Annotated in this window: 11 protein-coding genes; 2 read left to right on the forward strand and 9 right to left on the reverse strand. The window is 70.2% G+C overall.

Features of this window, described 5'->3' with window-relative positions; genetic code table 11:
- Positions 1–68 precede the first annotated feature (68 nt).
- Together FVA95_RS17610 and FVA95_RS17615 are read right to left on the reverse strand one after the other, a co-directional pair.
- Positions 69–3,980, reverse strand: coding sequence for a DNA-directed RNA polymerase subunit beta' (locus FVA95_RS17610; RefSeq protein ID WP_075333892.1), 3,912 nt, complete (start codon positions 3,978–3,980; stop codon positions 69–71).
- Between the two features lie 47 nt (positions 3,981–4,027).
- Complete coding sequence (locus FVA95_RS17615; RefSeq protein WP_149665171.1) at positions 4,028–7,537, reverse strand: DNA-directed RNA polymerase subunit beta; 3,510 nt, start codon at positions 7,535–7,537, stop codon at positions 4,028–4,030.
- A 536-nt stretch (positions 7,538–8,073) separates the two neighbouring features.
- Here FVA95_RS17615 and FVA95_RS17620 point away from each other — a divergent pair.
- Positions 8,074–9,024, forward strand: a complete 951-nt coding sequence (locus FVA95_RS17620) for a cyclase family protein (RefSeq protein WP_240051557.1) — start codon at positions 8,074–8,076, stop codon at positions 9,022–9,024.
- The gene (locus tag FVA95_RS17625; RefSeq protein ID WP_149665173.1) at positions 9,024–10,691 is read left to right on the forward strand and encodes an AMP-binding protein; all 1,668 of its coding nucleotides are present in this window, start codon (positions 9,024–9,026) and stop codon (positions 10,689–10,691) included. Before FVA95_RS17620 ends, FVA95_RS17625 begins: the two co-directional genes overlap by 1 nt.
- Positions 10,692–10,757: 66 nt before the next feature.
- On the opposite strand, the gene rplL is transcribed toward FVA95_RS17625, so the two are convergent.
- The 7 genes from rplL to FVA95_RS17660 form a co-directional block, all read right to left on the reverse strand.
- A complete protein-coding gene (gene rplL, locus FVA95_RS17630) occupies positions 10,758–11,147 on the reverse strand; it encodes a 50S ribosomal protein L7/L12 (protein WP_020622231.1) in 390 nt (129 codons plus the stop codon).
- A 40-nt stretch (positions 11,148–11,187) separates the two neighbouring features.
- Positions 11,188–11,754 carry a 50S ribosomal protein L10 gene (rplJ, locus tag FVA95_RS17635; protein WP_020622230.1) on the reverse strand — a complete coding sequence of 189 codons (567 nt, stop codon included), beginning with the start codon at positions 11,752–11,754 and terminating at the stop codon, positions 11,188–11,190.
- Positions 11,755–12,075: 321 nt separating this feature from the next.
- Positions 12,076–12,888 carry a nuclear transport factor 2 family protein gene (locus FVA95_RS17640; RefSeq protein WP_149665174.1) on the reverse strand — a complete coding sequence of 271 codons (813 nt, stop codon included), beginning with the start codon at positions 12,886–12,888 and terminating at the stop codon, positions 12,076–12,078.
- A gap of 79 nt (positions 12,889–12,967) precedes the next feature.
- Positions 12,968–13,591 (reverse strand): hypothetical protein, encoded by a 624-nt coding sequence (locus FVA95_RS17645; RefSeq protein WP_149665175.1) that lies wholly within the window; start codon positions 13,589–13,591, stop codon positions 12,968–12,970.
- A 190-nt stretch (positions 13,592–13,781) separates the two neighbouring features.
- Entirely contained in the window at positions 13,782–15,077 is a 1,296-nt protein-coding gene (locus tag FVA95_RS17650; RefSeq protein ID WP_149665176.1) for an MCE family protein, read from the reverse strand.
- A complete protein-coding gene (locus tag FVA95_RS17655; protein ID WP_149665177.1) occupies positions 15,074–16,393 on the reverse strand; it encodes an MCE family protein in 1,320 nt (439 codons plus the stop codon). Before FVA95_RS17655 ends, FVA95_RS17650 begins: the two co-directional genes overlap by 4 nt.
- An 88-nt stretch (positions 16,394–16,481) precedes the next feature.
- The coding region (locus tag FVA95_RS17660) for a transposase (RefSeq protein ID WP_193564307.1) at positions 16,482–16,873 on the reverse strand (392 nt) is incomplete at its 5' end.

Here is a 16,873-nt window from a genome sequence, read left to right on the forward strand (position 1 = left end):
GGCCCCGTCCGGGACCTCCTCGGTCACGGTCCGGACCCACCGTCGCGGGTCCGGACCGAGCGGCTACCTCAGCGGTAGTCGCGACCGAAGTCGTAGTCGTCCAGCGGCACCGCGGCACCGGTGCCCGTGCCGAAGACGTCCGGGCTGTAGTAGCCGTCGTCGTAGCTCGGCAGCGCGTAGGCGGCCGCGCGGGCCTCCTCGGTCGGCTGGACCTGGATGTTGCGGTACCGGTTGATGCCGGTACCGGCCGGGATCAGCTTACCGATGATCACGTTCTCCTTGAGCCCGACGAGCTTGTCGCGCTTTCCGTTGATCGCGGCATCGGTGAGGATGCGGGTGGTCTCCTGGAACGACGCCGCGGACAGCCACGACTCCGTCGCCAGCGAGGCCTTGGTGATCCCCATCAGGACCGGACGGCCCGACGCCGGCTCCAGCCCCTCGGCGACGACCCGGCGGTTCTCGGACTCGAACTCGCCCCGCTCGGCCAGTGCGCCGGGCAGGAACTCGGTCGCACCCGAGTCGATGATCGTGACCCGGCGCAGCATCTGCCGGACGATGACCTCGATGTGCTTGTCGTGGATGTCCACGCTCTGCGTGCGGTACACCTTCTGCACCTCACGCACGAGGTGCAGCTGCACCTCACGCGGGCCCATGACACGCAGCACCTCGTGCGGGTCCGCCATGCCCTCGAGGAGCAGCTGGCCGACCGTCACGTGGTCGCCGTCCGCGAGCGGACGCTCGGTGCCGTCGACGGTGGTCATCCCGAGCCACTGCCGCTTGGACAGCTTCTCGTAGACGATCTCCTCGCCGCCGTCGTCCGGGATCAGCGTGATCTTCCAGAACCGGTCGCCGTCCTCGATACGGATGCGGCCGTCGACGTCGGCGATCGGCGCCTTGCCACGCGGGACCCGGGCCTCGAACAGCTCGGTGACACGCGGCAGACCGGTCGTGATGTCGTCGCCCGCGACGCCACCCTGCTTGAACGTACGCATCGTCAGCTGGGTGCCCGGCTCACCGATGGACTGCGCGGCGACGATGCCGACGGCCTCGCCGACGTCCACCAGCTTGCCGGTGGCCATCGAGCGGCCGTAGCACATCGCGCAGATACCGGTGGCCGAGGCGCAGGTCAGCGCGGACCGGACCCGGACCGTCTTGACACCGGCGGCGACGAGCGCGTCGAGCACGGTGTCGCCGAGGTCGTCGCCCTTGCGGACCAGCACCGTGCCGTCCGGCCCGGTGATCTCCTCGCCGGAGGTCCGGGCGTACACCGAGGTGCGCAGGTAACGGTGCGGGATAAACCGACCGTCGCTCGTCTCCTCGGTGACCGCCATCGGGATGGCGCGCTCGGTGCCGCAGTCGACCTCGCGGACGATGACGTCCTGCGACACGTCGACCAGACGACGGGTCAGGTACCCGGAGTCCGCGGTCCGCAGCGCGGTGTCCGCCAGACCCTTACGGGTGCCGTGCGTGGAGATGAAGTACTCCAGCACCGACAGACCCTCGCGGTACGAGGCCTTGATCGGACGCGGGATGAACTCGCCCTTGGGGTTCGCGACCAGACCCTTCATACCCGCCAGCTGGCGGATCTGGGTCATGTTGCCCGCGGCCCCGGACTGCACGATCGTCGGGATCGGGTTGTCCTCGGGGAAGTTCTGCTCCATCGCCTTGGCGACCTCCTCGGTCGCCCGGCTCCAGATCTTGACCATCTCGTCGTTGCGCTCCTGGTGCGACAGGGCACCACGCTGGTAGCGCTTGTTGATCTGGTCGGCCTTCGCCTCGTACTCCTCGAGGATGCCCGCCTTGGCCGGCGGGACCAGCACGTCGGCGATCGAGATCGTGACGCCGGAGCGCGTGGCCCAGTAGAAGCCCGCGTCCTTCAGCCGGTCCAGGACCTGCGCGACCTCGGTCATCGAGTAGCGCTCGGCCAGCTCGTTGACGATCGTGGCCTGACGCTTCTTCGGCAGCGGCTCGTTGACGAACGGGTAGTCCGCCGGCAGGAGCTCGTTGAACAGCACCCGCCCGAGCGTGGTCTCCGCGGTCCAGACGCCGTCCTCGGTCACGGTCTCGGCCGCGGCGCCCGGGGTCGGCGTGACGTTGGGGAGCCGGATCTTGATCGGCGCCTGCAGGTGGAGGACCTTGCGGTCGTAGGCCATGATCGCCTCGGCCGCGGAGCCGTAGTGGTTCCCGGCGCCGTGGGCGTCCTCGCGGAGACGGGTCAGGTGGTACAGACCCGTGACCATGTCCAGACGCGGCATCGCCAGCGGGCGACCCGATGCCGGGGACAGGATGTTGTTCGACGACAGCATCAGGACCCGGGCCTCGGACTGCGCCTCGGCCGACAGCGGCAGGTGCACCGCCATCTGGTCACCGTCGAAGTCCGCGTTGAACGCCTCGCAGACCAGCGGGTGCAGCTGGATGGCCTTGCCCTCCACCAGCTGCGGCTCGAAGGCCTGGATGCCGAGACGGTGCAGCGTGGGCGCACGGTTCAGCAGCACGGGGTGCTCGGAGATGACCTCCTCGAGCACGTCCCACACCTGCGAGCGGCCGCGCTCGACCATCCGCTTGGCCGACTTGATGTTCTGCGCGTGGTTGAGGTCCACCAGGCGCTTCATCACGAACGGCTTGAACAGCTCCAGCGCCATCTGCTTGGGCAGACCGCACTGGTGCAGCTTCAGCTGCGGGCCGACGACGATGACCGAACGGCCCGAGTAGTCGACGCGCTTGCCGAGCAGGTTCTGGCGGAACCGGCCCTGCTTGCCCTTCAGCAGGTCGGACAGCGACTTGAGCGGGCGGTTGCCCGGCCCGGTCACCGGCCGGCCGCGACGGCCGTTGTCGAACAGCGCGTCGACGGACTCCTGGAGCATCCGCTTCTCGTTGTTGACGATGATCTCGGGCGCGCCGAGGTCGATCAGTCGCTTGAGGCGGTTGTTCCGGTTGATGACCCGGCGGTACAGGTCGTTCAGGTCCGAGGTCGCGAAGCGGCCACCGTCGAGCTGCACCATCGGGCGCAGGTCCGGCGGGATGACCGGGACGCAGTCGAGCACCATGCCCATCGGCGAGTTGCCGGTGGTCTGGAACGCCGCGACGACCTTGAGACGCTTGAGCGCACGCAGCTTCTTCTGGCCCTTGCCGGACCGGATGATCTCGCGCAGCTTCTCGGCCTCGGCCGGGATGTCGAAGTTCTCCAGCAGCTTCTGGATCGCCTCGGCACCCATGGCACCGGTGAAGTAGTCGCCGTAGCGGTCGTAGAGCTCGCGGTAGATGGACTCGTCCGCGATGAGCTGCTGGACGTCGAGCTTCGTGAACGTCGTCCAGATCTCGTCGAGCCGGTCCAGCTCGCGCTGGGCGCGGTCGCGCAGCTGGCGCATCTCGCGCTCGCCGCCGTCCTTGACCTTGCGGCGGACGTCGCCCTTGGCACCCTCGGCCTCGAGCTCGGCGAGGTCCTGCTCGAGCTTCTGGGCGCGGGCCTCGAGGTCGGCGTCGCGGGTCTGCTCGACCCGGCGGCGCTCCACGCTCATCTCGTTCTCGAGCGTGGACATGTCGTTGTGCCGCAGCTCGGTGTTCACCGAGGTGATCACGTACGCCGCGAAGTAGATGATCTTCTCGAGGTCCTTGGGAGCCAGGTCGAGCAGGTAGCCCAGCCGGCTCGGGACGCCCTTGAAGTACCAGATGTGCGTGACCGGGGCGGCCAGCTCGATGTGGCCCATCCGCTCACGACGCACCTTGGCGCGCGTGACCTCCACGCCGCAGCGCTCGCAGATGATGCCCTTGAACCGGACGCGCTTGTACTTGCCGCAGTAGCACTCCCAGTCCCGGGTCGGACCGAAGATCTTCTCGCAGAAGAGCCCGTCCTTCTCCGGCTTCAGGGTGCGGTAGTTGATGGTCTCGGGCTTCTTGACCTCACCGTGCGACCACTGGCGGATGCCCTCGGCGGTGGCCAGGCCGATGCGCAGTTCGTCGAAGAAGTTGACGTCGAGCACGTATGTCCTCTGTTTCTTCGTTTAAAGGGCGGCTGGTCGGACGGGGGTCAGTTGACGACGTCGTCGACGGTCATCGACTCCGAGCCCGGGCGGCTGGACAGGTTGATGCCCAGGTTCGCCGCGGCACGCTCGAGGTCTTCGTCGTCGGCGTCCCGCATCTCGATCGCCGCACCGTCGCTGGAGAGCACCTCGACGTTCAGGCAGAGCGACTGCAGCTCCTTGAGGAGCACCTTGAACGACTCGGGGATCCCCGGCTCCGGGATGTTCTCGCCCTTGACGATCGCCTCGTAGACCTTCACGCGGCCCACGACGTCGTCGGACTTGATCGTCAGCAGCTCCTGCAGGGTGTAGGCCGCGCCGTACGCCTGCATCGCCCAGCACTCCATCTCACCGAAGCGCTGACCACCGAACTGCGCCTTACCGCCCAGCGGCTGCTGGGTGATCATCGAGTAGGGGCCGGTCGACCGGGCGTGGATCTTGTCGTCCACCAGGTGGGCCAGCTTCAGGATGTACATGTAGCCGACCGCGACCGGGAACGGGTACGGCTCACCGGAGCGGCCGTCGAGCAGCTGCGCCTTGCCGTCCGGACCGACCATCCGCTCGCCGTCCCGGTTGGGGCGGGTCGAGCCGAGCAGACCCGTGATCTCGTGCTCGCGCGCACCGTCGAACACCGGCGTCGCGGTGTTCGTGTCGGCGGGCACCGAGTAGAGCTCCTCTGGCATCTGCGCCGCCCACTCGGGCTTGCCCTCGATCTCCCAGCCGGACTTGGCGATCCACCCGAGGTGGGTCTCCAGGATCTGGCCGATGTTCATACGACGCGGCACACCGTGGGTGTTCAGGATGATGTCGACCGGCGTGCCGTCCGGGAGGAACGGCATGTCCTCCTGCGGGAGGATCTTGCCGATGACGCCCTTGTTGCCGTGCCGGCCGGCGAGCTTGTCGCCGTCGGAGATCTTGCGCTTCTGGGCCACGTAGACGCGGACCAGCTCGTTGACGCCCGGGGCCAGCTCGTCGTCGTCGTCGCGGGAGAAGACCCGGATGCCGATGACCTTGCCGTTCTCGCCGTGCGGGACCTTCAGCGAGGTGTCGCGGACCTCGCGCGCCTTCTCACCGAAGATCGCGCGGAGCAGGCGCTCCTCCGGGGTCAGCTCGGTCTCGCCCTTGGGCGTGACCTTGCCGACCAGGATGTCGCCGGGCTGGACCTCGGCGCCGATCCGGATGATGCCGCGCTCGTCGAGGTCGGCCAGCACGTCCTCGGAGACGTTCGGGATGTCCCGGGTGATCTCCTCGGCGCCCAGCTTCGTGTCGCGCGCGTCGATCTCGTGCTCCTCGATGTGGATCGAGGTGAGCACGTCGTCCTGCACGAGGCGCTGCGACAGGATGATCGCGTCCTCGTAGTTGTGGCCCTCCCACGGCATGATCGCCACGAGCAGGTTCTTGCCCAGCGCCATCTCAGCGTTCTCGGTGCAGGGACCGTCGGCGAGCACCTGGCCCACCTCGACCCGCTGCCCCTCGTCGACGATGGGCTTCTGGTTGTTGCAGGTGCCCTGGTTCGAGCGGCGGAACTTGTTCAGACGGTAGGTCTGACGCTGGCCCTCGTCGTCCATGACGGTGATGTAGTCGGCGCACAGCTCCTCGACGACACCGGCGGACTCGGCGGTGACGACGTCACCGGCGTCGACGGCGGCACGCAGCTCCATGCCGGTACCGACCAGCGGCGACTCCGAGCGCAGCAGCGGCACGGACTGACGCTGCATGTTCGCGCCCATCAGCGCGCGGTTCGCGTCGTCGTGCTCGAGGAACGGGATCATCGCCGTCGCGACCGACACCATCTGGCGCGGCGAGACGTCGATGTACTCGACACCCGAGGGCGAGATCAGGTCGACCTCGCCGCCCTTGCGGCGGACCAGCACGCGCTCGTCGGCGAAGGAACCGTCCTCGTTGAGCTGGGCGTTCGCCTGGGCGACGACGAAGCGGTCCTCCTCGTCGGCGGTCAGGTAGTCGATCTGCGAGGTGACGACACCGTCGACGACCTTGCGGTACGGCGTCTCGATGAAGCCGAACGGGTTGACCCGCGCGAAGGAGGCCAGCGAGCCGATCAGACCGATGTTCGGACCCTCGGGGGTCTCGATCGGGCACATGCGGCCGTAGTGCGACGGGTGGACGTCGCGGACCTCCATGCCGGCGCGCTCACGGGACAGACCACCCGGGCCGAGCGCCGACAGACGACGCTTGTGGGTCAGTCCGGCCAGCGGGTTGTGCTGGTCCATGAACTGCGACAGCTGCGAGGTGCCGAAGAACTCCCGGATCGCGGCCGTGATCGGCCGGGTGTTGATCAGGGTCTGCGGCGTGATGGCCTCGACGTCCTGGGTGGTCATCCGCTCGCGGACGACCCGCTCGGTGCGGGACAGACCGACCCGGACCTGGTTCTGGATCAGCTCGCCGACGGTGCGCAGGCGCCGGTTGCCGAAGTGGTCGATGTCGTCGGTCTCCACCGGGATCTCCCGCGCGGAGTCACCGGAACCCACGGTCATCGTGGTCTCGCCGGCGTGCAGCCGGACGAGGTACTCGATGGTGGTGGCGACATCCTCCTCGGTCAGCGTGCCGACCGAGTTGTCGATGTCGAGACCGAGCTTCTTGTTGGCCTTGTAGCGACCGACCTTGGCCATGTCGTAGCGCTTGTCCTTGAAGAACAGGTTCTCCAGGAGCGCCTGGGCCGACTCGCGCGTCGGCGGCTCGCCGGGGCGCAGCTTGCGGTAGATGTCGAGCAGCGCCTCGTCCTGGCCCGCGGTGTTGTCCTTCTCGAGCGTCGTCATGATCGTCTCGGAGAACCCGAAACGCTCACCGATCTGCTCGGCGGTCCAGCCCAGGGCCTTCAGCAGCACGGTGACCGGCTGGCGGCGCTTGCGGTCGATGCGGACACCGACGGTGTCGCGCTTGTCGACGTCGAACTCCAGCCACGCACCCCGGCTCGGGATGATCTTGACCGAGTAGACGTCCTTCTCGGTCGTCTTGTCGATCGCGTGGTCGAAGTAGACACCCGGCGAACGGACGAGCTGCGACACGACGACGCGCTCGGTGCCGTTGATGATGAACGTGCCCTTGTCGGTCATCACGGGGAACTCGCCCATGAAGACCGTCTGGGACTTGATCTCACCGGTGGTGTTGTTGGTGAACTCCGCCGTCACGAACAGCGGGGCACCGTAGGTCATGTCCTTGTCCCGGCACTCCTCGACGGAGGCCTTGACCTCGTCGAAGCGAGGGTCGGAGAAGGACAGCGACATCGACCCGGAGAAGTCCTCGATCGGCGAGATCTCGGTGAGGATCTCCTCCAGACCGCTCACCGGAAGCTCGTCACCGGCCTCGATCCGGCGCTGGAACCAGGCCTCGCTGCCGACCAGCCACTCGTAGGACTGGATCTGCAGGTCGAGAAGGTCGGGGACCTCCAACGGCTGGGCGATCTTCGCGAAGGTGACCCGGGTGGGTGCGCCCGGGTAGTTCGGGTTCGCCGAAGCGGAGAGGGTCGAGGTGGTCGCGGCGGCGCGGGAGACAGCCAAGATGCGTCCTTCCGAGAACTGCGCTTCTCGTCTGGCGTGCGCCGGTGGCGGGCGCTACCGTCTCCCTCGATCCGATCGGGGTGCCCCCCGGATCGCGAGCCGGTAGCCGGCCACGTCGCACGCCGTCTGTTGTCGGGCACTGACGGACGACCGAACCCCCGTACCCATGTCCGCCGAACCCTCTCCGGCGGCCGACGGATCGGTCCGGAAGTCTTCCCCGGTCATGAGCGCGTGAGCCTGGACGCAGACAGCGCAAAGAATGACTATAGACGCTGCGAGCGCAGCTGTCGAGACAGGTCGCCGATTCCAGCATGCAGGCAACCACCGTTGCCCAAGAGTGACCTGCGCGCCGCACCGAGTCAAGTCCCACTTCGTCGACGAGCGGTCATCCTGCCGGGACGACCGGTCCATCGACGACCGTTCAGGTCGATCCGCGTGACGGTTGACACGGTGTCGTCGGGGCGCCAACGATCGGTCACAGGTCGGTGACGGCCGACGGCGACGAAAGGACGACGATGTCCGACAGCACTCCTCCCATGCGCGAGCTCCTCGGCGACGACGCCCCCAGCAACTGGGGCAAGTGGGGTCCCGACGACGAGCTCGGCTGCCTGAACTACCTGGACGCGGGCGAGGTCCTCCGCGGCGTGCGGCACGTCCGCTCGGGCGAGGTGTTCACCCTGCAGATCCACATGGGACGCACCGAGTCACCGGGCGACCCGCTGTGGCCGGGCCGCGAGGGCATCAAGCGGCAGAACGTCATGGACGAGGCCACCTGGGACTCGGCCGACGCGCCGCAGTTCCCCGGTGGGCTGCACTACGCCGACGACACCGCGCTCATCTTCCTGCAGGGCTCCACGCAGTACGACGCGCTCGGCCACGTCTGGTACGACGGCAAGCTCTGGAACGGCTACGACGCGCGCTCCACCGTCGAGGCGATGGACCGGGCGTCGGTGCTGCCCATCGCGGAGAAGGGCGTCGTCGGGAGGGGGGTGCTCATCGACATGGCCCGGCACCGCGGCAAGGAGTGGCTGGACAAGGGCGAGACCTTCGACCACACCGACCTCGAGGCCGCAGCACGGGCGCAGGGCGTCACGATCGAACCGCACGACGTGCTCGTCATCCGCACCGGATGGATGAAGTACTGGTACGAGCTGAACGACCCGGCCACCTTCTACACCGACTTCACCGAGCCGGGGCTCACCTACTCGCGCGAGCTCGTGGAGTGGTTCCAGCGCAAGGAGATCCCGAACCTCGTCACCGACACCATCGCCAACGAGGTGACCAGCGAGCCGCACACCGGCGTCGCGCTCCCGCTGCACTGCGCGCTGATGCGCAACCTCGGCGTCGCCCTCACCGAGATCGCCTGGCTCGACGACCTCGCCGACGCCTGCGCCGCCGACGGCCGGTGGAGCTTCCTCTACGCCGCCGCCCCGCTGAAGGTCGTCAACGGCACGGGGGCACCGGTCAACCCGATCGTGATCCGCTGATGTCCTACGCCGACCGCCCCTGGCTGTCCCGCTACGCCGAGGGCATGCCGTACGACATCACCCCGGACCACACCGACGCGCTGTCGATGTTCCGGGCCGCGGTGGCGCGCCACCCCGACGGCGACGCGCTCCGCTACTTCGACGGTGCGCTCACCTACCGCGAGCTCGACGAGCTCAGCGACGCCTTCGCCGCCGGGCTGCTCGCCGGCGGGTTCACCGCGGGCGAGCGGGTGGCGATGTACCTGCAGAACGTGCCTCAGTTCGTCCTCGGCCTGGTCGGCACCTGGAAGGCGGGCGGGATCGCGGTGTCGATCAACCCGATGAACCGCGAACGCGAGCTGGAGCTGCTGCTGCGCGACTCCGGGTCGTCGGTGCTGGTCTGCCTGGAGTCGCTCTACGACGGCGTCGCGCGGACCGTGCTGGCCGGGCCGTCCGGCGTGCGCACCGTGCTCACCACCTCCGAGCGCGAGTTCCAGACCCGCGACGACCCACGCGCACTGCCCGCCGCCGCGCGTCCGGACCTGTCCGGCGACGACGTCACCGACCTCGGCGCGTTCCTGGGCGCGCACCGGGGCACCGCTCCCCCGCCGGTGTCGTTCAGCGCCGGGGACACCGCGTTCCTCACCTACACCTCGGGGACCACCGGGCCGCCCAAGGGCGCGATGAACACCCACGGCAACGTCGTCTTCACCAGCCAGGCCTACGCCACCTGGTGCGGCCTCGGCGACGACGAGGTCGTCCTCGGCATCGCCCCGCTGTTCCACATCACCGGGCTGATCGCGCACGTCACGGTGGCCCAGTACCTCGCAGCACCGCTGGTGCTGTTCCACCGGTTCGAGCCCTCGCTCGGCGTCGACGTGATCCGCGAGCAGCGCCCGACCTTCACCGTCGGGGCGATCACGGTGTTCATCGCGCTGATGAACGCCCCGAACGCCGACCGGGAGGCGCTCGCGTCGCTGCGCACGATCTGCTCGGGCGGGGCGCCGATCCCGCCGTCGACGGTCACCGCTTTCCACGAAGCGTTCGGGCTGTGGATCCACAACATCTACGGGCTGACCGAGACCACCTCCCCGTCGCACGCCACGCCGATCGGCACCCAGGGGCCGGTGGACTCCGCCTCCGGGGCGCTGTCGGTCGGAGTCCCGATCTACGGCACCGTCGTCCGCATCATCGACGACGACGGCGCGGAGCTCCCGCCCGGCGAGATCGGGGAGATCTGCACGTCCGGGCCGCAGGTCGTCGCGGGCTACTGGAACAAGCCCGAGGAGGCGGCGGGGGCGATCCCCGACGGGGAGCTGCACACCGGGGACGTCGGCTACATGGACGCCGACGGCTGGTTCTACATCGTCGACCGGAAGAAGGACCAGATCAATGCGGGCGGCTACAAGGTCTGGCCGCGCGAGGTGGAGGACGTCCTCTACGAGCACCCCGCCGTGCGGGAGGCCGCGGTGGTCGGCGTCGCCGACGAGTACCGGGGCGAGACGGTGAAGGCCTTCGTGTCCCTGCGGGCGGGTGCCTCGGTCACCCCGGAGGAGTTGATCTCCTTCACCAGGGAGCGGATGGCGGCCTACAAGTACCCGCGGCAGGTGGAGCTGCTCGACGAGGTGCCCAAGACCGTCACGGGCAAGGTGCTGCGCCGCGAGCTGCGGGCCCGCGAACGGACCTGACCGCCGGAACGACGACGGGGCGCCGACCCGGTGGGTCGGCGCCCCGTCGTGCGAGCGGTGCTCAGGTCACTTGAGCGAGACCTTGGCGCCGGCCTCCTCGAGCTTCGTCTTGGCGGCCTCGGCGGCCTCCTTGGCGACACCCTCGAGCAGCGGCTTCGGCGCGGACTCGACGAGGTCCTTCGCCTCCTTCAGGCCCAGGCCCGAGACGACCTCGCGGACGACCTTGATGACCTGGATCTTCTTGTCACCGGCGGCCTCGAGGACGACGTCGAACTCGTCCTTCTCCTCCTCGGCGGGGGCGGCACCGGCGGCGGGGGCACCCGCGGCGGCGACGGCGACCGGGGCGGCCGCGGTGACCTCGAAGGTGTCCTCGAACTTCTTCACGAAGTCCGAGAGCTCCAGCAGGGTGAGCTCCTTGAAGGCGTCGAGCAGCTCGTCGGTGGACAGCTTCGCCATGGTGGCGGTCCTTTCTACGAAAGACAGATGGGGGTGGTGGTCAGCTCTCGGCGGAGTCGCCGTCGGCCTCGGCCGGAGCGGCGGACTCGCCGGACTCGGCCTTCTTGTCGGCCAGCGCCTGCGCGAGGCGGGCGACCTGCGAGGCCGGGGCGTTGAACAGCCCGGCGGCCTTGGACAGGTTGGCCTTCATCGCGCCGGCCAGCTTGGCCAGCAGGACCTCACGGGTCTCGAGGTCCGCCAGCTGCTCGACCTCGGCGGTGGACAGGGCGCGCCCGTCCATGTACCCGCCCTTGATCGTCAGACCGGGGTTGTCCTTCGCGAACTGCTTGATCGCCTTCGCGGCCTCGACGGGCTCACCCTTGATGAAGGTGATGGCCGTCGGGCCGGCGAGCAGGTCGTCCAGGCCCTGGACCCCGGCCTCCGCCGCCGCGCGCTTGACCAGGGTGTTCTTCGCGACGCGGAAGTTCGCGTCCGAACCCAGGTCCCGGCGCAGCTGGGTCAGCTTGGCGACGCTGAGCCCGCGGTACTCGGTCACGACCGAGGCGTCCGACTCGCGGAAGCGGTTGGTGATCTCCTCGACCGCTGCGACCTTCTCAGGTGCTGCCATCGCTGCCCTCCTCTCGGGGGTCGGTCTCGTGCACGTGGAACGTGCTTGGGGGTGCCACCGACGCAGTTCCCACTCCGACCCCGGAGACGACGAACGCCCCGTGCGCAGCAGCACGGGGCGTCGGAAGTTCGTGGGGCACTCTCGCGCCCGGTGTCGCCTCGTCCTCCTGCGCGGGCCGTCCGGTTGTTCCCGGAACCTTCGTGCACCCGGAACCCGGGCGCGGACCTGCGGTCTTCGGTGGATCGTGGACCACCATACGCCGGTGCCCCGCACCCCCGTCGACCGGGGGTGCGGGGCACCGTCGCGGGCGCGTGGGCCGGGTCAGGCCGGCGTCATCGCGGAGATCTTCCAGCGGCCGTCGACGAACTGGGCGTCGACCCGCAGCCGGGCCGCCGCGGCCCCCTCCTGCGGGGCACCGCCGTCGGCCTGGCGCCGGATGACCTGGTTGACGAAGGCGTAGACGGTCGCGCGGTCCCCGTCGATGCTGGCCACGGCGAGCTTCGGGATCGTGGCGGTGACCACGGCCTTCTGCTGCGGCGCGAGGTCCTTCACGCTGCCGAAGATCTTGTCGAACTCCGGCTGGAAGCCCGGGGTGATGACGGCGCGGGCGTCGTCCTCGGCCTGCTGGAGGCGGGCGTAGTCGAACGAGTAGACCTTCGTGATCGCCTCGCCGACCTGCTCGCTGACCTGCGTGGTGGTGCCGACGTCGCTCAGCGCGGTGTTGGCCGCCGAGCCGGTGAAGGTCGTGCGGTACCACTCGGCGCCGAAGAACGCGGCGGCCGCGACGAGCAGCACCGTGACGGCGAGCAGCAGCCCGGTCGCGCGCCGGGTCGTCGGGGCGGACAGCAACGACCGGCGGCGCGGGGTGCCGTCGGCGTCGGCCGCACCGGCATCGTCCGCGTCGCCGGCGTCGGCCGGGTCGGAGGCGTCGGTCGTGCCGGGGGTGTCGGTGCGCCCGGCGTTGCCGGAGCGGACCGGGGCGGCGGACGGGACCGCGTCACCGGAGCGCTCGTCGAGGGCGACACCGCCGGTGCCGGTCTCCTCCTCGTCGGGCTCGTCGGTGCGGGTGCGCGGGCGGCCCGCGACCTGGGGCCTGCGGATGCCGCCCGCGGGGCGGCGGCGGGGGGTGGACATGCGGTGACCTCCTGGGGTGGTCGACCTGGGTGCGGGGCGGTGCGGGGCATCGCCGGGGGCCGGGGGTCGGGCCGGAGGGTCAGCCCGTGCCCGGGGTGACCAGCGGCTCCAGGGCGTCGACCTTCCAGCCGTCGTCGGTACGGACCATGCCGAGCTCGATGCGCTGGCGGGTCACGGTGGGCTGACCGCCCTCGGGCGTGACGGTCACGTCGACGCCGGCGAGCACCCGGGCGGTCCCGGCGCGCGGGTCGACCTCGGTCACCGCGGCGTCGGTGACGGTCGCGGTGGTGGTGCGCTTCTGGTCGGTGACCAGCTTGGCGTAGGCGTCACGGTTGGACACGAACTCGTCGCGGACCGACCCGGCCGAGGACTGGATCCACAGGTCCAGTCCCTTCTGGGCGTGCTTGTGGTCCAGGGTGTTCAGGTTGATCACCGCCTGGCGGGCGTCACGGAGTGCCGCGTCGCGGGCCTGCGCGACCTGGGTGGCGTCGCTGTTCAGCGCGAACAGCCACAGGCAGCCCAGCACGACCGCGAGCACCGCCGCGACGACGGCGGCCACGGGCAGCGCCCTGGCGGGCGGTCCGGGCGGGGCCTGGCCACCGTCCCGGCCGGTGGCAGGCTCCACGGGCGCGGCACCGTCGGGGGTGTCGGCCGTCGGGTCGGCCTTCGTGTCGGCGTCGGAGCCGGCAACGTCGGTGTTCATCGGGGAGCGTTCCTCCTCCCGGCTGCGGGGGCACAGCCGCTCGGCGACCGCACCGGGCGGCCGTGGGCCGGCCGTGGGGGTCCGCGTCGTCCGGCGGACGGCGGTCCCCCGCGGTCGTCGTGCCGGCCGGGCCCGGGTGTGGCCCGGCCGTCGTGCCGGTCGCGCCCCGGACGGGGCACGACCGTCGTGCTCAACCGCCCAGGATCTGGGCGAAGCTCGTCACCAGGCCCGGAGTCGCGACCCGCTCGGCACGGTCGTCGCCGAGCGACCCGGCGTTCGGCCGCGGGGCCGGCCCGTCGACGGGGTCGCCGCCGCCGTGCTGACCGTCACCGTGGCCGCCGAACCCCGAGTTGCCGGAGTAGTCCGGCACCTCGAGCGGCTGGGGCCTGGGCACATTCTGCATTCCGCGCACGCTGGTGGGGCTGCCGGGGGGCTCGGCGCAGCGGGCGTCCTCGTTCACCGGTCGCTCGGAGACGTCGAGGCCACCGCGGTTGGGCGTGCCCTCGTAGCCCCGGGTGCAGACCGGCGGGTCGGCGATGTTGACGACCAGGCCGAGGTGCGCGGTCCCGTCGCCGGGCACGACCTTCGGCGCGACGGACACCAGGCCCGGGTAGGTCACGAGCAGCTGACGCAGGCCCGCCTGGCGCGGGGCCAGCAGCTCGGTCACCGTCCTCAGGTTCGCGATCGACTCGCCGAGCCCGGGGCCGCTCTCCCGGAGGAGGCCGCTGACCTGGTCGCCGAGGCGCGGGCCGTCGTCGATGATCCGACGCAGGTCCGGGTCGGACTGCTTGAGCTGCTCGGTGACCTCGCGCAGGCCCCGGCTGAACTCCTGGAACTGCGGCGCCACCTCGTTCTGCGTGGTGAGCACCGGGCGGGAGTCGCGGATCAGCGCGGCCGTCTGCGGCAGCGCGTCCGTGGCGGCCCGGGTGAACTCCCCGGTGGTGTCGAGCAGCTGCTGCAGCGGCTGCGCGGTGCCCTCGAAGCCCTGGCCGAGCTCGCGGACGACGGTCTGCAACGAGTCCTTCGGCACCGTCGAGACGAGCTGGTCCAGCTCGGTCAGGAAGGTGTTGATCTGGACCGGGGTCCGGGTGCGGTCCTGCGGGATCACCGAGCCGGCGGCGAGCGCCTCACCGCCGTCGGCGACCGGCTGGAGGTCGACGTACTGCTCACCGATCGGCGAGAGGTTCCCGACGACGGCCCGGGCGTCGGCCGGGATGGACGGCGCGGAGTTCTCGATGTCCAGCTGGACGTCGACGCCGCGGGCGGTCAGCGACAGCTGACCGACCCGGCCGACGCTCACGCCGCGGTAGGTGACGTCGGCACCGGTGAAGATCCCGCCGGAGTCGGCGAGCTGCACCGTCACCGGGTAGGTCGTCGCACCGAAGATGCGGTCGAGACCCGCATAGCGGAAGCCCGCGTAGCCGACCGCCACGACGGTGACGAGCACCAGCGCGATCAGCTGCCAGCGGACGGTCTTGGTGATCACGATCCGCCTCCGAAGAGTCCGCCGAGCAGGCCGCCGCCACCGGAGCCCCGCTCCGGCGTCGGGCTCGGCGTCGGGGTCGGGGTCGCCGACGGCGCCGGGGTGGCCGGCGCGGTGCCCGATGCGGGCGGCGCCGGCGCGGTGGTGGGCTGCTCGGTCCCGATCAGCGGCAGCGCGGGCGCACCCGGGACGGCCGGGTCCGGCTGCCGCGGTGTCGCGCCGAGCAGCGGTGTCAGCAGCTGCGCGGTGGGCGGCAGCTGGGCCAGCTGCGTCGGGTCGAGCGGGAGCCCGAGCTGGTTGGAGTTGAGGATGTTGCGCAGGATCGACCCGAGGTCCAGGTCGACCTTGGCGTACAGGTTGGCGTAGTCGCCGGCGACGGCGTCGGTGGCCGCGTCGGTGAACGGGATCGACAGCAGCAGCTGCAGCGAGTCCGGCAGGTTCTGGCCGGAGTCGGCCAGGTTCCGCAGCACCGGGCGCAGCGCCTCCAGGTCGGCGAGCAGGTCGTCGCGGGACCGGTTGACGACGTTCGTCGCGACGCCGGACAGCCGGTCGAGCGCCTGCAGCATGCCGACCAGCTGGGTGCGCTGGGCCTCGAGTTCGCGCAGGCCGGGGCTGATGTTCTGCAGGGCGTTCTCGATCTGCGGCCGACGCTCGGCGAGCGTGGCCGACAGGCGGTTGAGCCCGTCGAGTGCCCGGTTGATGTCGTCCTTGGAGCTGTCGAGCGAGCCGACGAGCCGGTCGAGGTTGTCCAGCAGACCGCGGATCTGCGGCTCGCGCCCGGACAGCGCGTTGTTGAGTTCGGTGGAGATGGTCCGGATCTGGGCCACGCCGCCGCCGTTGAGCAGCAGCGACAGCGCCCCGAGGACCTCCTCGACCTCGGCGGCGCGACCGCTGGCCTGCAGCCCGATCTTCCCGCTCTGGGCGAGGTCGCCCTCGGCGGGAACGGTCGGCGGGGACAGCTCGACGAACTTCTCGCCGAGCAGCGAGGTCGTGCGGACCCGCGCGGTCGCGTTGGCCGGGAGCTTGACGTCGCGGTTCACCGACACGGTCACCAGCGCGTTCCACGACCCCGGCTCGACGGCGACCTTCTCGACCGCCCCGACCGGCACGTCACCGACGCGCACGATCGACTGCGGGACGAGGTCGACGACGTCGGCGAACTCGATCTGCACCGAGTACGGGTCGTCGCCCAGGTTCGCGCCACCGGGCAGCGGGATGCCCCGGAGACCGCCGTCCACCGCGCCGCAGCCACCCGCGAACAGCGCCACGGCCGTCAGCAGCGCCGACACCCGGCCGACGCGACCGCTGGAGCCGATCACGATCCACCTCCGAACAGGCCGAACAGTCCGCCGCCCCCGCGCTCCTGGTCTCGGGTCTGTAACGAGAACGGTGGTTCCGGCGATGTTGTCAGTAGTGCTCGGCGCCCGGCCAGCGGTCACCGAAAGTGATGGCGAAGGCGTTGAGGACTGGCTTCCAGCGCATCATCCATCGGGTGTGGCCTCGTCCGGTCGGGTCGAGGCTGCGGGTGACAAGGTACAGACATTTCATCGCGGCCTGCTCGCTGGGGAAATGCCCTCGCGCTCGGACCGCTCGCCGGTAGCGGGCGTTCAACGATTCGATCGCGTTCGTCGTACAGATCACCCTCCGGACCTCGATGTCGTAGTCGAGGAACGGCATGAACTCGGTCCAGGCGTTACGCCACAAACGTATCATCGCCGGATAGGCTCGCCCCCACTCGTCATCGAGATCATCCAGCGCGGCTGCAGCGGCATCGGCGGTGGACGCGGTGTAAATAGCTC

This window comes from Pseudonocardia sp. EV170527-09 (assembly GCF_008369905.1).
Classification (GTDB): Bacteria; Actinomycetota; Actinomycetes; order Mycobacteriales; family Pseudonocardiaceae; genus Pseudonocardia.